Origin of the sequence: Flavobacterium piscisymbiosum (genome assembly GCF_020905295.1) — a bacterium.
GTDB lineage: Bacteria > Bacteroidota > Bacteroidia > Flavobacteriales > Flavobacteriaceae > Flavobacterium > Flavobacterium piscisymbiosum.
In genome coordinates, this window is the sequence record NZ_JAJJMM010000001.1 from 807,235 (window position 1) to 826,992 (window position 19,758).

13 protein-coding genes are annotated in these 19,758 nt (G+C 33.3%); 2 read left to right on the forward strand and 11 right to left on the reverse strand.

Features of this window, described 5'->3' with window-relative positions:
• Positions 1-63: 63 nt before the first annotated feature.
• The 4 genes from kbl to LNP81_RS03845 all read right to left on the reverse strand — a co-directional run bounded on the left by kbl (position 64) and on the right by LNP81_RS03845 (position 5,657).
• Positions 64-1,257 carry a glycine C-acetyltransferase gene (gene kbl, locus LNP81_RS03830; RefSeq protein WP_230033579.1) on the reverse strand — a complete coding sequence of 398 codons (1,194 nt, stop codon included), beginning with the start codon at positions 1,255-1,257 and terminating at the stop codon, positions 64-66.
• Positions 1,258-1,338: 81 nt separating this feature from the next.
• Entirely contained in the window at positions 1,339-4,497 is a 3,159-nt protein-coding gene (locus LNP81_RS03835) for a UvrD-helicase domain-containing protein (RefSeq protein ID WP_230033581.1), read from the reverse strand.
• A gap of 223 nt (positions 4,498-4,720) precedes the next feature.
• Positions 4,721-5,317 carry a lipoprotein signal peptidase gene (locus tag LNP81_RS03840; RefSeq protein ID WP_230033583.1) on the reverse strand — a complete coding sequence of 199 codons (597 nt, stop codon included), beginning with the start codon at positions 5,315-5,317 and terminating at the stop codon, positions 4,721-4,723.
• Positions 5,318-5,441: 124 nt separating this feature from the next.
• A complete protein-coding gene (locus LNP81_RS03845; RefSeq protein ID WP_230033585.1) occupies positions 5,442-5,657 on the reverse strand; it encodes a hypothetical protein in 216 nt (71 codons plus the stop codon).
• A gap of 178 nt (positions 5,658-5,835) precedes the next feature.
• Between LNP81_RS03845 and LNP81_RS03850 the strand changes: the two genes are divergently transcribed.
• Positions 5,836-6,192 (forward strand): roadblock/LC7 domain-containing protein, encoded by a 357-nt coding sequence (locus tag LNP81_RS03850; protein WP_230033587.1) that lies wholly within the window; start codon positions 5,836-5,838, stop codon positions 6,190-6,192.
• 34 nt (positions 6,193-6,226) lie between these two features.
• The gene (locus LNP81_RS03855; protein ID WP_230033589.1) at positions 6,227-6,607 is read left to right on the forward strand and encodes a hypothetical protein; all 381 of its coding nucleotides are present in this window, start codon (positions 6,227-6,229) and stop codon (positions 6,605-6,607) included.
• 235 nt (positions 6,608-6,842) lie between these two features.
• Here the strand turns inward: LNP81_RS03855 and LNP81_RS03860 are convergent, their stop codons facing one another.
• The 7 genes from LNP81_RS03860 to gdhA form a co-directional block, all read right to left on the reverse strand.
• On the reverse strand, positions 6,843-7,223 hold the full coding sequence (locus LNP81_RS03860; protein WP_007807070.1) for a TraR/DksA family transcriptional regulator: 381 nt from the start codon (positions 7,221-7,223) through the stop codon (positions 6,843-6,845).
• A 7-nt stretch (positions 7,224-7,230) separates the two neighbouring features.
• Positions 7,231-10,632, reverse strand: coding sequence for an isoleucine--tRNA ligase (gene ileS, locus LNP81_RS03865; RefSeq protein ID WP_230033591.1), 3,402 nt, complete (start codon positions 10,630-10,632; stop codon positions 7,231-7,233).
• A gap of 202 nt (positions 10,633-10,834) precedes the next feature.
• Positions 10,835-12,754: a hypothetical protein gene (locus LNP81_RS03870; protein WP_230033593.1), complete on the reverse strand. Its 1,920-nt coding sequence runs from the start codon at positions 12,752-12,754 to the stop codon at positions 10,835-10,837.
• 56 nt (positions 12,755-12,810) lie between these two features.
• Complete coding sequence (locus LNP81_RS03875; protein ID WP_230033595.1) at positions 12,811-14,700, reverse strand: outer membrane protein assembly factor BamB family protein; 1,890 nt, start codon at positions 14,698-14,700, stop codon at positions 12,811-12,813.
• 131 nt (positions 14,701-14,831) lie between these two features.
• On the reverse strand, positions 14,832-15,545 hold the full coding sequence (gene recO, locus LNP81_RS03880) for a DNA repair protein RecO (RefSeq protein ID WP_230033597.1): 714 nt from the start codon (positions 15,543-15,545) through the stop codon (positions 14,832-14,834).
• Between the two features lie 261 nt (positions 15,546-15,806).
• Positions 15,807-18,089: a type IX secretion system anionic LPS delivery protein PorZ gene (gene porZ, locus LNP81_RS03885; protein WP_230033599.1), complete on the reverse strand. Its 2,283-nt coding sequence runs from the start codon at positions 18,087-18,089 to the stop codon at positions 15,807-15,809.
• A gap of 251 nt (positions 18,090-18,340) precedes the next feature.
• Complete coding sequence (gene gdhA, locus LNP81_RS03890; RefSeq protein WP_194617340.1) at positions 18,341-19,684, reverse strand: NADP-specific glutamate dehydrogenase; 1,344 nt, start codon at positions 19,682-19,684, stop codon at positions 18,341-18,343.
• Positions 19,685-19,758 lie beyond the last annotated feature (74 nt).

The window sequence follows — 19,758 nt, forward strand, 5'->3', positions numbered from 1 at the left end:
CAAATTTTTTAAATACAAAATGAAATGTTAAAAAAAACCTACAAAAATTTCCGTATGTGGAAATTATATAACTTTTAACATTTTTCCGACAACTATAAAGGCTGCTATAGCTCTATCTAAGTGGTCTTTGGTATGAGCAGCAGATAATTGAACCCTAATTCTGGCTTTTTCTTTTGGCACAACAGGAAAGAAGAATCCGATTACATAAATCCCTTGTTTTAAAAGTTCATTGGCCATTGTTTGTGATAATTTTGCATCATAAAGCATCACAGGAACTATTGCAGAATCACCATCAATAATATCAAATCCGGCTTTTTTCATTCCGTCTTTGAAATAATTCGTATTCCATTCTAATTTATCACGTAAAGAAGTATCTTTTTCCAATAACTCAAAAACTTTTATAGATGCTCCAACGATAGCCGGCGCCAATGAGTTAGAAAACAAATAAGGTCTTGAACGCTGACGTAATAATTCTATTATTTCTTTCTTAGCAGTTGTATAACCTCCCATTGCTCCACCAAGAGCTTTACCAAGAGTTCCGGTTATAATATCAACTCTTCCCATAACTCCTTTTGCTTCAAGTGTACCTTTTCCGGTAGCCCCTATAAATCCGGCTGCATGACATTCATCAACCATAACCATAGCATCGTATTTATCTGCCAGATCACAAATTTTATCTAAAGGCGCCACAAGACCGTCCATAGAGAAAACACCATCCGTAACAATTAATTTAAAACGAGCACCAGCTTCATTTGCCTTTATTAATTGCTGTTCAAGATCCTCCATATTACTATTTTCATAACGGTAACGCGCTGCTTTACACAAACGAACTCCATCAATAATAGAAGCATGATTTAAACTATCTGAAATAATTGCATCATTTTCTCCTAACAAAGGTTCAAAAACACCTCCGTTTGCATCAAAAGCTGCTGCATAAAGAATCGTGTCTTCTGTACCATAAAAATCAGCAATCTTTTTCTCTAATGTTTTATGAATATCCTGAGTTCCACAAATAAAGCGCACTGACGACATTCCGAAACCATGCGTATCCATGGCATCTTTTGCTGCCTGCACTACTTCAGGATGCGACGAAAGCCCCAAGTAATTGTTAGCACAAAAATTTAAAACTCTTTCTCCTGTCGAAATAGTAATTTCAGCATCCTGAGCAGAAGTTATAATTCTTTCTTTTTTAAAAATTCCGTTTTCTTCAATAGTTTGCAACTCACTTTGCAAATGTTCTTTTATTTTACCGTACATTTTTATTTATTTAAAACGTTAAAAATTAACAACTTAAACCTGTTAAGATCCAAATATACCTTTAACATGTGATTAATTTCTTCACAAATTTACTACATCGATTTCTGTTCCTATATACACCAAAGCCTTTTTTAACACTTTGTATCCTAAATCTTCAATAGCATCCTGATATTCTTGAATTTGTTGTGTGTATTTCGAATTTATTGCCCCAGTTTTATAATCCAAAAGATAAGCTTCTTTGTTAGGAGTCAAAACAATTCTATCCGGCTTTAATATCCTGCCTTCTTTCTGAACGATTGTCTGCTCATTCAAAATACTGTAACTCCCATCAAAACAAAAACTTAATTCAGGATGATTTACAATTTCCCGAAGCGATTTTAAAACCATATCTACCTTATCAATTGTAACCAATCCATTTTCCAGAGCTTTGGTCACCGCTAAATCAATATCCGACTTATCTTTTACAAAGGCTAAAATCTCGTGAATTATATTCCCGTACGATATTGCTTCCTGCTGATGCGTTCCCCACATTAGGGATTCTCTTTGGGCTATTTTGATATTTTTCGGATTCAAAACCTCTGAAACAACGGGAATATTTTTCACCAAATCAACTGACTCCGTTGATTTCGAAAGCCTGATCTTATCCCCAAACTCATATTCTAATTTATCAGGATCAAAAACCCCTTTATTAATTAAATATTTAATAAAAAAGGAGGCCATATTATTCGGGAATTCACCGTCTTTTCTCTCTTTTAAAGATTGAGAAATGACATACAATTGTTCCTCTGCACGTGTTAACGCAACATACAAAACATTAATATTATCCAGTAATTCTTCCTGCTTTTTTAAATTAAAAACAGCCGAAGCACTTTCACCAAAACCTTCAACGGCACTACTATTATCAATCAGGGCTTTTGGAACTCCTAAATCTACATCTTCAGTATCGAGCCATAACTTATCTTTAGGCTTTCGATTGTAATCTTCTTCTGCAAAGGGCATTATTACGACCGGAAATTCTAATCCTTTTGATTTATGAATCGTCATAATTCGAACCGCATTATTTCCTTCCGGAGACGGAATACTAAATTTATGCGCATTTTTGTCCCAATAATTAAGAAAGTCTGCGATTCCTGCCTGATTTCTAATATCTCTTTCCAAAACAATATCCAGAAAAAACTGCACGTAGGCATTTCCTTCCGAAAGAGGAATAAATTTCGAAATGATAATTTCTACCGCTTCGTAAAGCGATTTTTTTCGAATATTTTCAAAAGAAAGAGAAACATCAAAAGACAAAAGCCATTTTTCAAAATCAACTTCAAACTTTTGCGCCATTCCCTGAGCTATAAAATCATGAACCGGCAGCTGAATTTCTTTATTTGAAGCAAGAAAATGCAAAAAATTAGCTTTTGATTCTAAATCGGCACTATTGTTTAAATATTTCAACAAATGAACTATAAGACGAACTTCGGTTGCATTTTGAATCATCAATGTTTCTGAAGACAAAAGCGGGATATTTTGTTCTGTCAAATAATTGGCAATCGCAATTCCCTGATCTCTTTTTCGCGTTAGGATAACAATATCTTTATACTCAAAACCTTCCCGAACTACTTTTTGAATTGTATTTAAAGTTGCCAAAACATATAAATCTGATTTTTCGACTACTTCTTCTTCCTCTGCAAAATCATTTTTTTCTATTATTGGAAGAAAAGAAATATTTACATAACCTCCTTTTTTTGAATTCGAATTCTGAAAACTATGATTTTCATACAAATCTTTATAATCTTCATTTGAAAATTCGGTCGAAATCAGTTTGAAAAAAGCATTATTAAAATCAATTACCTCACTATAACTTCTGTAGTTTGTATTTAAATGCTTAATTTCTTTATCAGGATTATTAAACGGATTCGCTTCTTTACTTAATTCAATAAACTGCTCTGCTTTTCCACCTCTCCAACGATAGATAGACTGTTTAGGATCACCAACAATCATCAAAGTTCCTTTATTCCCTAAATCATCCATACCCGAAAGAGAGTTATCGATTAGCGGAATCAGATTTTGCCATTGCATCTCTGAAGTATCCTGAAATTCATCAATAAAAAAATGACGGTATTTCTCGCCCAAACGCTCATAAATAAACGGAGCTGGCTGATTCTGAATTTCGCGATATATAATGGCATTAAATTCAGAAATTGATAAGATATTTTGTTCTGATTGAATTTTAGCCAATTCATTACTAACCGTATTCAGAAGAGAAAGTGGCGTTATATTTTTCAGAAAGGCTTTATAGAAATCTCTTTTTTCAAAATTCTTATAAATCTTTTCTAAAGTCAGAAGTAGTTCCGGAATTATATTTTCGATTAAAACCCTGTCTTTTGCTGTCTTGTTAATCGCAATATCATCGAACTCATGAAAGGTTTTATTTCGGGGATTAAATTTTCCGTCACGAATACTTTCTAAATGATTTGGAAAAGTTCCGCGGGAAAAGGATTTTAAATCAATTCCGTTTTTATCAATCAAAGAAAGCGCCTCTGTAGCATAATTTTCATTTTCTGACTCTAGCTCCTTACAAAGAGCCAGGATTTTCTTTTTGATTATGACAAATTCTTCGATAGACTTATCCTGAAAATGCGAAATTTCATTTCGATTATTTTCATTCAAAACCAATCTTCCGGTTTCAAGAATCTCACGCGAAATATCCCAACTTTTATCATCGTCGGTTTTTTCCATCGTAAAATCGATAAGTAATTTTGTCAAAGTTTCATCCTGGCCGGCTTGCGCAATAATTGCATCAACAGCTTCTACCAATAAATTCTCCGTATCTAAAGTTACCTCAAAAGTCATAGGCAAATTAAGATCATGCGCAAAAGCACGAATTACTTTATGCGTAAATTTATCGATTGTAGAAATATCAAAAGCAGCATAATTATGAATCAGATGCTTTATTATATTTTGAGATTTTATTTTTATTTTAATAATCGAAAGTCCCGTATCACGAGACAAGTCTTCCATTAAATCAACTGCTTTGGCAGAAGGCTCTTCTTTGGCAAATTCAGACAAACTTCCCACAATACGGCTTTTCATTTCATGAACCGCTTTGTTAGTAAAGGTTATTGCAAGAATATTTCGATAAGCATCGTTTTTAGGAGAAGAAAGAATAATCTTGAGATATTCTTTCACCAAAGTATAGGTCTTTCCTGAACCGGCAGATGCATCATAAATAGAAAAAGACGGACTTTGCATAAGTTCAGTTTTATATTGTAAAAATAGCACAATAAATATTAAAAATAAATTCTAGTTAAAATGAAATTCCAAATTCGAACAACAATAACATGAAATTTCAATAAAGAAAAATTCCAAATTTAATATCGGCATACAGAAAATGAAAATTCCAAATTCTAATATCCAAGCGCAATTAATGCGTCAAATATTGGAATTTGGAATTTAAAAATTTTGGAATTTAAAACTACGTTTTAGGAAAAGCTCTTTTATTAAAGAAAAGCAAAATTCCAACTCCTGTAGAAATCGCCATATCGGCAACATTAAAAATAGCATTAAAAAAAGAAACCTGTTCGCCTCCCCAAATAGGAAACCAAGCTGGCAAAGTACCTCTCCAGAGAGGAAAATAAAACATATCCACTACCAAACCATGAAACCAGGTTCCGTAAGGTTCAGGCGAAAACAATGTTGCCAGATTACCCTGACTGCCGTCAAAAATAACTCCGTAAAAAACAGAATCGATTATATTTCCGGCTGCTCCTGCAAAAATTAAAGCAATTGCAACGATCAAATAACTAGAATGGCGTCTCTTAATCGAATCAGACAACCAATATGCAATCCCGAATACTGCGAAAATTCTAAAAACAGTCAAAATTAATTTTCCGTATTGCCCTGGTATTTTAGTCCCCCAAGCCATTCCTTCATTTTCTATGAAATGAATCCTGAACCAATCAAAAACCACCACTTCTTCACCTAAAACAAAGTTGGTTTTTACATATATTTTTGAAAGCTGATCAACAATTAAAACTAAGAATATAAGGAAATACGCTTTTCGTAATGACATTTTATTAAATTTTGATGGGCAAAAGTAACAATTTAATCAAAAAAAACGCCCCAAAAGGAGCGTTAATTCGATCTAACACCCACCTAAGTGTGTTAAATTATTTTTTTATTCATTAATGTGAGGTTTATTTTTTACTATTTGGCTGCGCTGGCGTCTTTGGAGAATCACTAAAAAACTCAGAAATAGACTTAAGCAAACCTTTTCCTTCTTTTCCAGCCGTTGCTTTTTTAGCCTCAGCCTTTTTTACATCGGCCTTAAATTTAACGCGGATTTTTTCAAATTCTTTCATTCTATGCTCAACATCAGAGTTTACATCTTTGAATTTCAATACTTTAGCCATTGTGTAAGTTTTTTATGTTAAATAAATAAAATTATTAATGATTTGGTATTACAATGATACATAATTTAATTTATATTTGTTAGTAAAAATTAACACTTGTTTAGATCGAAAAGCAACATTTCTCACCAATAGACATCAAAATAAATTAATTTTAACAGTTTTCCTAAATCCTACAAATATGACTGAAATAACATCTACTCTAAACAACTTCCTGGTTACTACTAAATCTTCTGCTGCATTAATAATAAACGGAAAAGGAAAATTAATTACATCATTAGAGATTGATTATGCAGATAGCGTTGCCGCAATGAGCGCTGCTATCTTATCAATGAGCGAAAAATTCTTAATTGATTTAGATAAAGGAGCATTAAAACAACTATTTCTAAAAACCTCGGAAGGTGTTGTTATTGGAAATAAAATAAGCGGCACCAACTTTATAATTGCATTTTCGAAAGACGGAAGTAATCTGGGTTTATTAATGCGCTCAACTGATGAAGTCGCTACAGAATTAAGTAAGAATTCCCTATTAAAATAACATAAATCTATTAACCCAAAAACAACCCTAAACTATGAGTAACGACTTTTTAAACGTTTTTTTAAATGAAATGAAAACCAACGTAAACGGCTTTATAGCGGTAGCTGTAACCGAAATTGAATCAGGATTAAGCTTTGGAAATCTAACAATTGATCCGGCGTTCGATCCTGAACTTGCAGCAGCCTATAATCTTGAAGTTGTAAAAGCAAAATTAAGCGCCGTAAAAGCTTTAAATTTAAATCAGGACATCGAAGATATTTTGATTACCCTTTCGAATCAAATTCACATTATCGATATTTCTCCAAACAAAAAATTCATGATCTATCTTGCTGCAGATTCATCTAAGGCAAATTTAGGAATGACAAGAGCTGTATTAAAAAAACACAAATTAGAGCTAGAGAAAAACTTAGCTTAGTTTTTATTTTTATTTTTTAATTAGAGCTATCTACAATCAAGGTAGTTCTAATTAAAAAAAACTTTTCGTTGCCCCAAATCGCATACTTTTTACTTCTTACAAAAAATTGACTTATAATTTTAGCTCTTCTTTTTTAATTATAATCAAATTCTTTCAAAAGGTTTAAACACATTACCACAAAACATTAAACAAAAAAAACGCCCCTAAAAGGAGCGCTTATTTCATTCAGTATTTATTATCGCTGCAAGTTCTTCGCTTCGATACTCATTGTTGCATGAGGAACGATTTTAAGCCTTTCTTTGCCAATTAATTTACCTGTTACTTTGCAAATACCGTATGTTTTATTTTCTACACGGAATAATGCGTTTTTTAGATCGCGGATGAATTTTTCCTGTCTGATAGCCAACTGTGAGTTCGCTTCTTTAGACATTGTTTCACTTCCTTCTTCAAATGCTTTAAAAGTTGGAGAAGTATCATCTGTTCCGTTATTCAAATCATTCATGTAAGCACTTTTTATTAAATCCAGATCGGCTTGTGCTTTTTGTATTTTATTTTGGATTATTTCTTTGAACTCTGCCAAATCAGCGTCAGAGTATCTTGTAATTTCATCTATCATTTTATATTTATTTTGAAATTAATATCATTGTTTTTATATCATCAAATTCAATTTCTGTGCCGTTTTCTAAACTATCCACAAAAACCAATTCATCTGTTAATGTCTCAGACTTAATATAGTCTATATTTTTTAGAATTGCTTCTTCTAAAATACCGTTTCGTTTTATTTGAACTTTAATCTTATCAGTAACTTCAAATCCTGAATCTTTACGGATGTTTTGAATTCTGTTTACTAATTCTCTCGCAATACCTTCGTTTTTCAATTCTTCAGAGATTGTAATATCAAGCGCAACTGTTATCCCGTTTGAATTTGCAACCAGCCAACCTTCGATATCCTGCGATGTTATTTCGACGTCTTCTAGTGATAAAGTTACATTATTTCCAGCAATAACAATATCTAACGTGCCTTGCTTGTCTAACTGATTGATCTGATCTGCCGAAAAAGATTGTATCTCTTTGGAAATCAAACCCATATCTTTACCAAAACGTGGACCTAAGGCTTTAAAATTAGGCTTAATTTGTTTTACCAGAATATCTGAATCGTCCTCTAAAAGTATGATTTCCTTAACGTTTACTTCTGCTTTTACAAGCTCGGAAATAGCTAAAATTTCGGCTCTCTGATTTTCGTCAAGTACCGGAATCATTACCTTTTGCAAAGGTTGACGCACTTTTATCATTTCCTTTTTACGAAGCGATAAAACCAAAGACGAGATGGTCTGCGCCTTCTGCATTTTGCTTTCTAACGTTTTATTAACAAAGTTTTCGACAAATTTCGGGAACTGAGCCAAGTGAACACTGCTGTATTGCTCAGATTCTGTCGAACTTGTCAAATCTCTGTACAATTTATCCATAAAAAATGGAGCAATTGGAGCGCTTAATTTACTGATCGTTAACAGACAAGTATAAAGCGTTTGATAAGCCGCGATTTTATCGTGTGCATATTCTCCTTTCCAGAAACGACGACGACATAAACGAACGTACCAGTTACTTAGGTTTTCCTGAACGAAATCAGAAATGGCTCTTGCTGCTTTTGTAGGCTCATAATCTTCGTAACATTCATCAACAAATTTTATTAAAGAATGCAATTCAGACATGATCCATTGATCGATTTCAGGTCTTTCGTTTAACGGAATTTCAGCTTCTTCATATTTAAATCCATCGATATTCGCATATAATGAGAAGAATGAATAGGTATTGTATAATGTCCCGAAGAATTTACGGCGAACCTCAGCAATTCCTTCAAGATCAAATTTTAAGTTGTCCCAAGGATTCGCATTCATGATCATGTACCAACGTGTAGCATCAGGACCATATTCTTCGATAGTTTTAAAAGGATCTATAGTATTCCCTTTACTCTTAGACATTTTTATTCCGTCCTTGTCTAAAACCAAACCATTCGAAACTACATTTTTATAGGCGATTTTATCAAAAACCAAAGTTCCGATCGCGTGCAGGGTATAAAACCATCCACGTGTCTGATCGACACCTTCGGCAATAAAGTTCGCAGGAAAATCTTTATTCTCATCAATTTTATCTTTGTTCTCAAAAGGATAATGCCATTGCGCATAAGGCATAGCTCCTGAATCGAACCAAACATCAATTAAATCGCTTTCGCGTTTCATTGGCTGTCCTGAAGCCGAAACTAAAGTAATTTGATCAACTACATTTTTATGCAAATCGATTAAATCATAGTTAGACTCAGCCATATTTCCGATTTCAAAACCTTTAAACGGATTTTCTTTTTGAAAACCAGCTTCGATAGATTTTTCGATCGCGTTGTATAATTCTTCAACAGAACCAATAAGAACTTCTTCTTTTTTGTCTTCAGTTCTCCAAATTGGCAACGGAATACCCCAATATCTAGAACGAGATAAGTTCCAGTCGTTGGCATTTTTAAGCCAATTTCCAAAACGTCCTTCACCAGTAGACTTAGGCTTCCAATTGATAGTTTCGTTCAGGTCGAACATTCTATCTTTTACATCGGTTACTTTAATGAACCAGGAGTCTAGTGGATAATATAATAACGGCTCATCAGTTCTCCAGCTGTGTGGATAACTGTGCACGTATTTTTCAACCTTAAAGGCTTTATTTTCTTCTTTTAATCGAATAGCAATTTCAACATCAACAGAACGCTCTGGCGCTTGTCCTGCATCATAATATTCGTTTTTCACGTATTTACCAGCCAATTCCCCTAAATGCGAAGTAAATTTTCCTTGTAAATCTACCAGCGGCACTGCTGTTCCGGTTTCGTCAAGAACTAACATTGGCGGCACTTCCGGCTTCGCTTCTTTTGCTACTTTAGCATCATCAGCACCAAAAGTTGGAGCAGTATGTACAATTCCGGTTCCGTCTTCTGTTGTTACGAAATCTCCAGCAATTACTCTAAATGCATTTTCGGCATTTTGATAAGGTAATACGTATGGCAACAATTGCTCGTAACGAATTTCAACTAAATCTATTCCTTTTGCTTCCGCTAAAATTTTGTACGGAAGTTTTTTATCACCTTCTTTTACATTGTCAAAGTCAGCATCGTCTTCACTTAAGAAAAATCCTTTCCCGAATTGTTTTCCAACTAAATTTTTAGCCAAAACAACATTGATTGGATCAAAAGTATATTGATTGAAAGTTTTTACTAAAACGTAATCGATTTTTGGACCAACTGTCAAAGCAGTATTCGATGGCAATGTCCAGGGAGTTGTCGTCCAGGCCAAAATATGAATATCTCCAAAACCTTGTAAAAAACCTGGAAGAGTTTCCGGCAATGTTTTAAATTGCGCAACAATCGTAGTATCTGTAACATCTCTGTAAGCTCCCGGCTGATTTACTTCGTGAGAAGACAATCCTGTTCCTGCTTTTGGAGAATAAGGCTGAATCGTATATCCTTTGTACAACAAACCTTTATCGTAGATTTGTTTCAAAAGCCACCAAACAGACTCCATATATTTTGGTTTATAAGTAACATACGGATCTTCCATATCTACCCAATATCCCATTTTTTCGGTCAAATCATTCCACACGTCAGTATAACGCATTACGGTTTTTTTACACGCTTCGTTATATTCTTCGATAGAAATTGTTTTACCAATATCTTCTTTTGTAATTCCAAGTTCTTTTTCGGTACCTAATTCTACAGGTAATCCGTGTGTATCCCATCCGGCTTTTCTTTTTACCTGAAAACCTTTTTGAGTTTTATATCTGCAAAAAATATCTTTAATCGCACGTGCCATCACGTGGTGAATTCCCGGTAAACCATTTGCTGAAGGCGGACCTTCAAAAAATACGTAAGGCTCAGCACCTTCGCGAGTTGTTACGCTCTTTTCAAATATATTTTCTTTCTTCCAAAAATCAAGTACTTCTGACGCTACTGTTGGCAAGTCAAGTCCTTTGTATTCAGTAAATTTTGTGCTCATTTTATCCTTTTCTTAAACGAGGTGCGAAAGTAAGGAATTTTGGATTATTGACCGCCACTTTCTTGAAATTTCACAAACTTTTGTTGAGATAATGAGTACAAAAACAAAAGAATTGATTAGTTTCCGGTACTAAACTCAAAAAATTGAGCCATTAAACCAAAAACCAATCAATTCTTATTATTCTTTTTTTTAATGTAAAAGACTATTTAAATCCTCCGAAATAAACTTCTTTCATAAAAATTCTATTACCAAATACAGGATTTATTTCTACTTTTTCACGGATTTCCTGATAATGGGTTTCTCCGTTAAAATCTTCTATTTCATAATTAATCTTATGCGGAATTTTTCCGGAATTTAATGTCGCAACAGGTCGATAATCTCCAAAAAGTTTTCTTTCGAAAAAGCTTTTATTCCCGTTATCAAATTCTGTTTTCTCCGTAGAAACTATATTGAAATTTTCTTTATCGATAAAAACATGATAATCTGTTTTAGGAATTGTTCTGTTACCTGAACTTAATGTTTTTTCAAAATAATTTAAATGATAACACAATCTGCCTTCGTACATTTCATCTGGTAAAAGCTCAAAATTATTCCATAAATCAAGTCTTAAATCGGTTAGAAAATTGATTAAGTCGACATTTTTAGACAAATTGCCATAATCGTACGAAGTGAGTTTTGCCCATTTAGCATTTACACCGCTTTCTCGATCGTCATGACTCCAGGCTTCTGCACCATTCACGACTTCATAATAGCTTTCCGGCATTTTCTTTCTAAGAAGATAATTGGTGTTTGTTGCCCATTTTTCTTCCGTTTGAGGTATTTTATTTCCTTCTATAGAAAGTTTAGAGAACAAATGTGTTTTTTCTACTTTCTTCAAAGCCTGACTGCCTCCTAAATTATCTATTACTTTAGCAAGCAAATTTGCATTAAGCTGATAAGGTATTGAATCAAGCATATTGAATCGTTGCATTTTTGATTTTTCTAAATGTGCTTCACGATTCGATTTCTCCATTTCCCACTCAGCGTCCTGTTGTTCTATTTTTTCAAAAAAAGCCAATCTTTTCTCTTCCTTTTCTTCGGCAATTTTAAGTCCTAACTTTTCAAGATCTACAAAACGAGTTGTATGACCTCTTAATCTTTTATCTGCAAAAATTGTATTATTAATTTTTTTAATAATTGATGCCCCTCTTGAATCTTGCTTGTCATTTTCGATCAATAAATTAGCATAAAGCAATGCTTTTTCTTTATTCTCAAGCAAAAAATAAGTTTCGGCTAAATTATTTGTTACAATAAACCGGATATTTTCATTTACAGGTGAAGGAGGGTATTTTACTAAAAGACTTTCTAAATATCGCAAATGGGGCGCCAGTAATTTTTCATCCAACCCCTTTTCGAAGGTTATTCTCTCCATTTGAGCAGTAATTTCATTTTCAAAATCCAGCATTTGCTTATACTCTGAATGTTCTTTTGAAGTTACAAATTCAAACTTTACTTTAGACTCGTCTTTTGTATATCTTAATTTATAATTCAGATAATTCTTAATTGGCTTGACGCAGGCATATACAATTTTATCCAGTCCTAACTCTTCTGCTGTATAAAGTCCATTTTTATCTCTTTCTTCAATCCATTTATTATGTTTCTCTACAGAAGCTTTCAAATCACCTTTTTGATAACTGCTTTCAACCAAAAATGATTCGATACTATTAAAATCCCGGGACAACAAGATTTTATCAGCACACTTTGCTTCAACTTTTACCATTACACTATAACAAGAATTAACCTGAAATTTCCAGCAATTCTTCTTTTTATCAAAGACACTATCAATTTTCGTTTCATTATATACAGGTAGCGCAATCGTTAAATAAATTTTCAGTTTTCCGTTCGCAGGGTCTTTTATAAACCCCTCTATATCAAAATAATGTTTTTTCAATATCTCTTCTTCTTGTATTAACTGTTTATCCATTTGATAAAAAGTGGTTTGCGTTAATACATTATCAAGAACAGGAAATTCAGGATAACCAATTACAGGTATATAAAATTTCTTTTTCTTCGAACTTATTTTTTCTTGTGCCTGAATTGAACCAATTACAAGCAAAGCAATTAAGAGTAATGTTTTTTTCATAGGCAAAAAAAAAGCCACCAGAAATAAATTCTGATGGCCTTAGGTTTTTATTTAGTTTACTTTTTATTGAAAATTTGAATAGATTTATCAGACACATAAAAAATGTTTTGTGTCGCAGGATCTACTTCATAAACTGGTTTATTGTTATTGAAAATAATTTTATCAACCTCAACTCCATCAACTTTACTCACTTTTACAAGAATTTTTTCTCCAGAATCTGCTTTTGCAAAAATATAAGAGAAGTCTCTGTTTTGTTTCATTGCATTAAAACGAGAATTAAATTTAGCTGCTACTATACCAAGAGCTGCTGACCCGGCTGCATAAGCTTTTGCCTGATCCTTATTTGTCTGATCTCCTTTTGCAACTGCGGTTCTCATGTTACCTTCAGAATCGCGATATGTCATAGTTATATCAGCACCTTTAACTGAACTTACTCCATAACCAACACCTAAACCAATACTTCCGGCAATTGCAGCGCTTTTAAGTAAACGTCTTGTTCCTTCACCTGGTTGTGTATAAGTAAGGTGGTATTTTATAGTTCCATCCATATTAACTCCCATTACTTCAAGCGGTCCCGAAAGCACAACTCCCCAAGGAAATAATTCAATACTATTTAATTCTTTCTCTTTTTTTATATTTACTTTAGCAAATGGTTCTGGCTTATCGCTAATGCTTGGATCAAATTTGTACAATTTCTCGTCATTATATACTAAGTAAGAGTTTGTAGCTTCGTCGTAAGTTGGTAAAACCGGACGATCTTTTTCAAACTTAATATTACGTTTCCAAAGTTTAACTCCTGTTTTATAATCTACCATGTTTCCGTAAGTTCCTGTAAGGTACATTACTTTTTCACCTACTTTTCCTAAGTAATAAATTGGATCTTCTTTGTCGTCTGAAATTTCAATGAATTTTTTCCAAAGTTTTTCTCCGTCTTTGTTGATCAGCATCATTTCATTTTCTGCAACATATAAGAAATCCTGATCGATCGGGATTACTCTTTTCAAACCATCTCCACGAGCATCTTTTTTCCAAACTTTTTCTCCTGTATTAAGGTCAAAAAAGTTAAAACCACTATAATGAGCAATTAATAATTTTGTACCCCAGTCTTCTAAATAAACAACACGTTTTGTTTTAATAGATTCTTTCCAGATACTTTTCCCGTTTTCTGTGTTCAAAACATTCAAATATTCTTTGGCTGCAAATAAACCTTTACTGTTTACAACTACAATATTTTTATCATTTTGAGTCAAAAAGAATCTTGAATAATCCTCTTCGGCTTTCCAGTTTAATTTTCCTGAATTTCTGTCAAACGAATATAGTTTTCCGTACAATAAATAATAAATTACTGATCCGTGTACTGTCGCTTTATTGGTATTTGAAGACTCTTTTAATGAGAAGCTAAATAATGATTTTGCTTTATCTACAGTAGTATTCCATTTTAATTCTCCTGTTTTCATATCTAATAAAGCAATTGCCATATCTCCGTCTTTTTTCAAAGTAAGCAAATACTCATCTGTTTCAGGAATAAAATCTGACTGCATTACCCAGAAAGATTCTTTAGACGAATTGTAAACCACTTTACCACCATCTGTATTAATGATAATATATTTACTATTGATGTAAGCCTCTACATAAGGACTTCCGGGAACACTTGATAAATCACTTTTTTCTTTAAAAACTTTTCCAAAATCAGGATCAGTCAGGATATCACCCGCTGAAGTTGCTCCAAAATCCTCTTTTGTTAATGTCCAAACAATTTTTTTCGTTTCAGGATCTAAACCTTTTACAGTTCCACCTTCTTTAAAAACAACAATTCCTGTTATTTCGTTTTGAACCATGTCTTTGACACTGTTCTCTGTAGTGATTATTTCGTCGTATTTTCTTTGAGCAGTCGCCGAAAAAGCAACTAAGAAAACCAAAATAATCGAAAAAGCAATTTTCTTCATAGTAATTTTTTTTCTTTAAAAAATTTAATAATTAGGCTGGGGTTTTTAGTAATGAATTCACTTATTAAAATAATAATTAAGAAAATTTTAATAAAAATTCACTGCGCAAATATATAAAAATAGCATTCACTTTAAGAAAAAATTTCTTTCAGAATATCAAGTGATTTCGGCTTCTTAAAACCGTCTAAATGAAAGCTATAATAATCGATCAGAATCTTCAATAAAATCTGTCTTTCGATGACATGAAAAACTTTTTCGGTATTGTCAAATTTCAAATCAATTAATTTTTTAAAGAGGTTGGTTTCATGTTCTGTAAGGGCAGTCAAACCATGAAAAAGGGTAAAAACACCATCGTTTATTTCGAAGTAAGGCAAATCAACATCTGAGACATCCGGATAAAAACCCAAATATTTGGTGATTTCTAAAAGTAAAATCAAATGGAAATTAGAAATTTCGTCATGATGATCCAGCCAGGTTAAAGCCGTTTCCAGAAAAACAAAAAGCGATTCGTTTTTTTCTTCTTCCTGAATAGAATAATGAAGCATCTCAGACAAAAACATGACCATGGTGCTTTTTATAATATCTGTATGAATACTTTGAAAAGGAACTGCGGTTTTTATTTCTTTGAAGTTTTCTAACGTGCCTTTGTTTTTATGCACGGCTTCGATTTCGAGAATCGACAAAGGCTGAAAGTAAGCAATTTTCTGACTGGCTTTTCGGCTCGAAAAAGCATCGCGCACAAAATAAGACTTCAGACCGTTTGAAAGCGTAAAACATTTTACAATCAAACTTTTTTCCTGAAATTTTAGCGAAGAGATTACTATTGCTTTGGTTTTGACTAACAAATTTAGATTTTAGATTTTAGATTTTAGATTTTAGATTTTAGATTTTAGATTTTAGATTTTAGATTTTAGATTTTCTAAAAAAAATAAAAATTGATTAATCAATTTTTATTTTTTTTAGAAAACTGCGACTGCGACTGCGACTGCGACTGCGACTGCGACTGCGACTGCGACTGCGACTGCGACTGAGACTGAGACTGAGACTGAGACTGAGACTGAGACTGAGACTGAGACTGAGACTGAGACTGAGACTGCGACTGAAAACTAACGAATAATCATAACTTTCTTAACTTTCGTTTCACCACCATCCTGCGCTGAGATAAAAATCATATAAACTCCCGAGGCTACTTTATATCGCCCGAAAGCTGTTGTATCCCATTCTATTGTTCCGCCTGTCGAAGTGGTTTCGTATACTAAATTGCCTTCGATATCGGTAATTTTAATATTAGCCTTATCGATTAATCCGGCAACTTTTACTGTTCCTGAATAATTGGGACGAACGGGATTAGGATAAACATAAGCATTATTTAAATCCTCGTTGGCCTCTGTTGCGATTCCTTTAAAGGAAACCATACCTTTATCTGTAGCAATAAATACCTCGCCTGTTGCACTATTAATTTTAATATCATTAATAACATTACTTGGTAACGGCGAATTATTTATTGTAAAATGATATTTGGTTTCCTGACCGTTTGGCGATACCATAAAAACGCCGGAATCTCCGGTACCAATCCATTTGTTATTGGCTCCGTCTACCGCAATTACATTTATAAATTGCTCGTATAACAATTCCTGCGCCAGATTATCATCCATTATAATAATAGGATTTGCCTTAAGCTGACTCTCTGTCTGAAAACTCCCAACGTTAGACAAAACTCTTAATCCTTTTATAGTCCCAATCCATAACTGCCCTTTAGTATCGACAGCAACAGATCGAACATCTGCAGTTGGTAAATTTCCGACATCTGCACCAAAAGTTATTTTTTTGAATGTATTTGTACTTTCGTTAAAACCAATCACTCCTTCTCTATTGGTCGATATCCATTTTGTATTATTTTTATCAATAACAATATTGGCATAACTGGCAAGTTCGGCATTATCAAGAATTGTCGCGGTTGAATAACTTTGCCATTGTCCGTTTGTTTTTAAAACCTTTAAACCATTTTTGATCCTGCTATTGGTAATCCAGAGATTTCCTGATTTATCAAAAGCGGTTCCGTTGATACGAACATCTATATAATTGGGACCTTCGGTTGTAATACTTTCTAAACCGCTGTTTTTTTCGTTATATAAAAACGTAGGCACATCCTGTTCGATCTTTAATAAACCCGAAAAAAATGAGCTTGCATAAACTTGTTTTTCATTGTTGGGATTTACGATAATACGAGTCATAGATTTTGCTCCAAGAACATCTTCATACGGCAAATTTAGCCATCCGGAAGTATCATATTTACTTATACCATAACTATCTAGCGGATAAGGATTATAAGACGAAGTGTAATCTCCATAAACCGTCCAAAGCACATTTGGCGCTACATCTAGCGAAAAAATATTGTTTTTTGTTGGTCCCGGCGGCGTATTGTTCTCGAAAGCTGAAACATTTGAGAGTGTTGATGCAAACAATCCTTTTTCTTTTGTTCCAATGTACAACGATTCTCCAATAGCAGTGGCACAAGTAAAACTTAATGTATTGTCTAAAACCTGAGTATTTGCAATTTGGCGGTTTAAAACCATTTGATTTGAATAAACAAAAACCGTATTGGGTGTTGTAACAAACAATTTATGATTTACAGCACGCATATCTGTCGCAGGTTGCGGAAGCTGCAAAAACCCAACAAATGTATTTGAATTATAACGATGAATATATCCGCCTGAATTGATCGCGATAAGTGTTGTATCTAAAGTTTCTATACTCGACCAATCTCCTGAATTTACCAAAATCCATTGATTATAATCAATTAGATTGGCATTGGTACTATTGGCTTTTCTGATTCCGTTTGAAGTCGCTGCATAAATAAATCCATCGAAATAAGCGGTTTGTCTTATATTGATTTCTGCTCCGTTATCACCAATAAAATAAGTATCTCCAAATTGGGAAGTTGTTAAATTGAACTGCACGATTCCAAAATCACAAGAAACATAAACTAAACCGTTATGTTCCATAAAATGATTGATTTTCTTAAGGTTTGCCGGCAATTGTTTGTTGATAATATCGACAACTTTTAAGATGCTTCCATCTTTTTCATTGATTACGATCATCAAACCATTTTCGTAACCAATTATCGTTTTGTTGAATCCTTCGCTATGGTATAAAGCCGAAATCGTCTGACCCGAAAGTCCATCAACAGTAGTTGTTGTTTTGATTATGTTGGTTGCCGTGTTTTTAGAAAACAATGCATTTTCTGAAGCTGCAAAAACTGTTGTTGGAGCTTCTGAAATATCTTTTATTTCATTAAATGAAAAATAACTCTGCCATGACAATTTATTCTGCGCGAAACTAAATTGAAACAACAGTAAAAACAAAACATACAGAAAACTTCTCTTCATTACTTCAGATATTCGGATAGACAAATATACTACAAACGAAAGTATTTGAATTTTGTTCTGCTTTAAATAAAGCTCTTTTTTGAACCATTAAGAGATTAAGAAAATTCAAGCTTTAAATATGAAAAAAATCTATCCTAAAAGGTGATTTAAAACCAAAACACTTTGCGAATTCTTGGCAGAAAATAAAAAAAAATACCTTCAATCATCTTTTAAAAAGACAAATGAAGGCATCTTAGCATTGTAATTAAAACTTACACTACACCCTGAGCAAGCATAGCATCGGCTACTTTAACAAATCCGGCAATGTTAGCTCCTTTTACGTAGTTTACATAACCATCTTCTCCCATACCGTATTTTTTACATTGGTTGTGAATTCCAACCATGATATCTTTTAATCTCAAATCCACTTCTTCACTTGTCCAGTTCAAACGAATTGAGTTTTGCGTCATCTCTAATCCAGATGCAGCAACTCCTCCGGCATTTGCAGCTTTACCAGGAGCAAAAAGTACTTTATTATCTAAAAATAATTTGATAGCATCTAATGTAGAAGGCATATTTGCAGCTTCGGTTACACATAAAACACCATTATCAATTAGTTTTTTAGCATCTTCTCCTGTTAATTCATTTTGAGTAGCACACGGAATAGCAATATCAACTTTTACTTCCCAAGGGCTTTTTCCTTTATGAAAAACAGCATTTGGATATTTCTTTGTATAAAGTTCAGCTCTGTTATCTCCTGTTGCTCTCATTTCGACCATATGCTCGATTTTTTCTCCAGAGATTCCTTCTTCATCATAAATATATCCATCAGGACCAGAAATCGTAACTACTTTCCCGCCTAATTCATTTATTTTTAGTGCCACACCCCAGGCTACGTTTCCAAATCCTGAAATAGCAACTCTTTTACCTTTTATTTCATGACCAATAGTACGAAGCATTTGATCTGTAAAATAAACAACTCCGTATCCTGTAGCTTCAGGACGTATCAATGAACCACCGTAAGCAAGTCCTTTTCCTGTAAGAACTCCGGTAAACTCATTTCTGATTCTTTTGTACTGGCCAAATAAGTAACCAATTTCTCTTGCTCCAACACCAATATCTCCTGCTGGAACGTCAAGATCCGGACCAATATGACGACATAATTCAGTCATAAATGATTGACAGAAACGCATAATTTCGCCATCAGATTTTCCTTCAGGATCAAAATCAGATCCTCCTTTTCCACCACCCATTGGTAATGTTGTCAAACTGTTTTTAAAAACTTGTTCGAAAGCAAGGAATTTTAAAACAGATAAATTTACTGTATGGTGAAATCTGATTCCGCCTTTGTAAGGTCCAATTGCAGAGTTCATCTGAATTCTGAATCCTCTGTTTACAATTATTTCTCCTTTATCGTCAACCCAGGGAACTCTAAAAATTATAGATCTTTCCGGTTCAGCAATTCTTAGAAGTAAATTTTTTCCATCATATTTTTTTCGCTCTGCTATAAACGGAATTACCGTTTCTGCAAATTCTCTAACGGCTTGAAGAAATTCTGGCTCGTTTGGATTTTTAGACTCAACAAGAGCCATAAATTCATTTATTTTTTGTTCCATTTTTAAATAAATTATTCAATAAATAGTTTATAAATTTTAAGTCAATTCAATTAAAAAAACATGCTTTAAGAAAA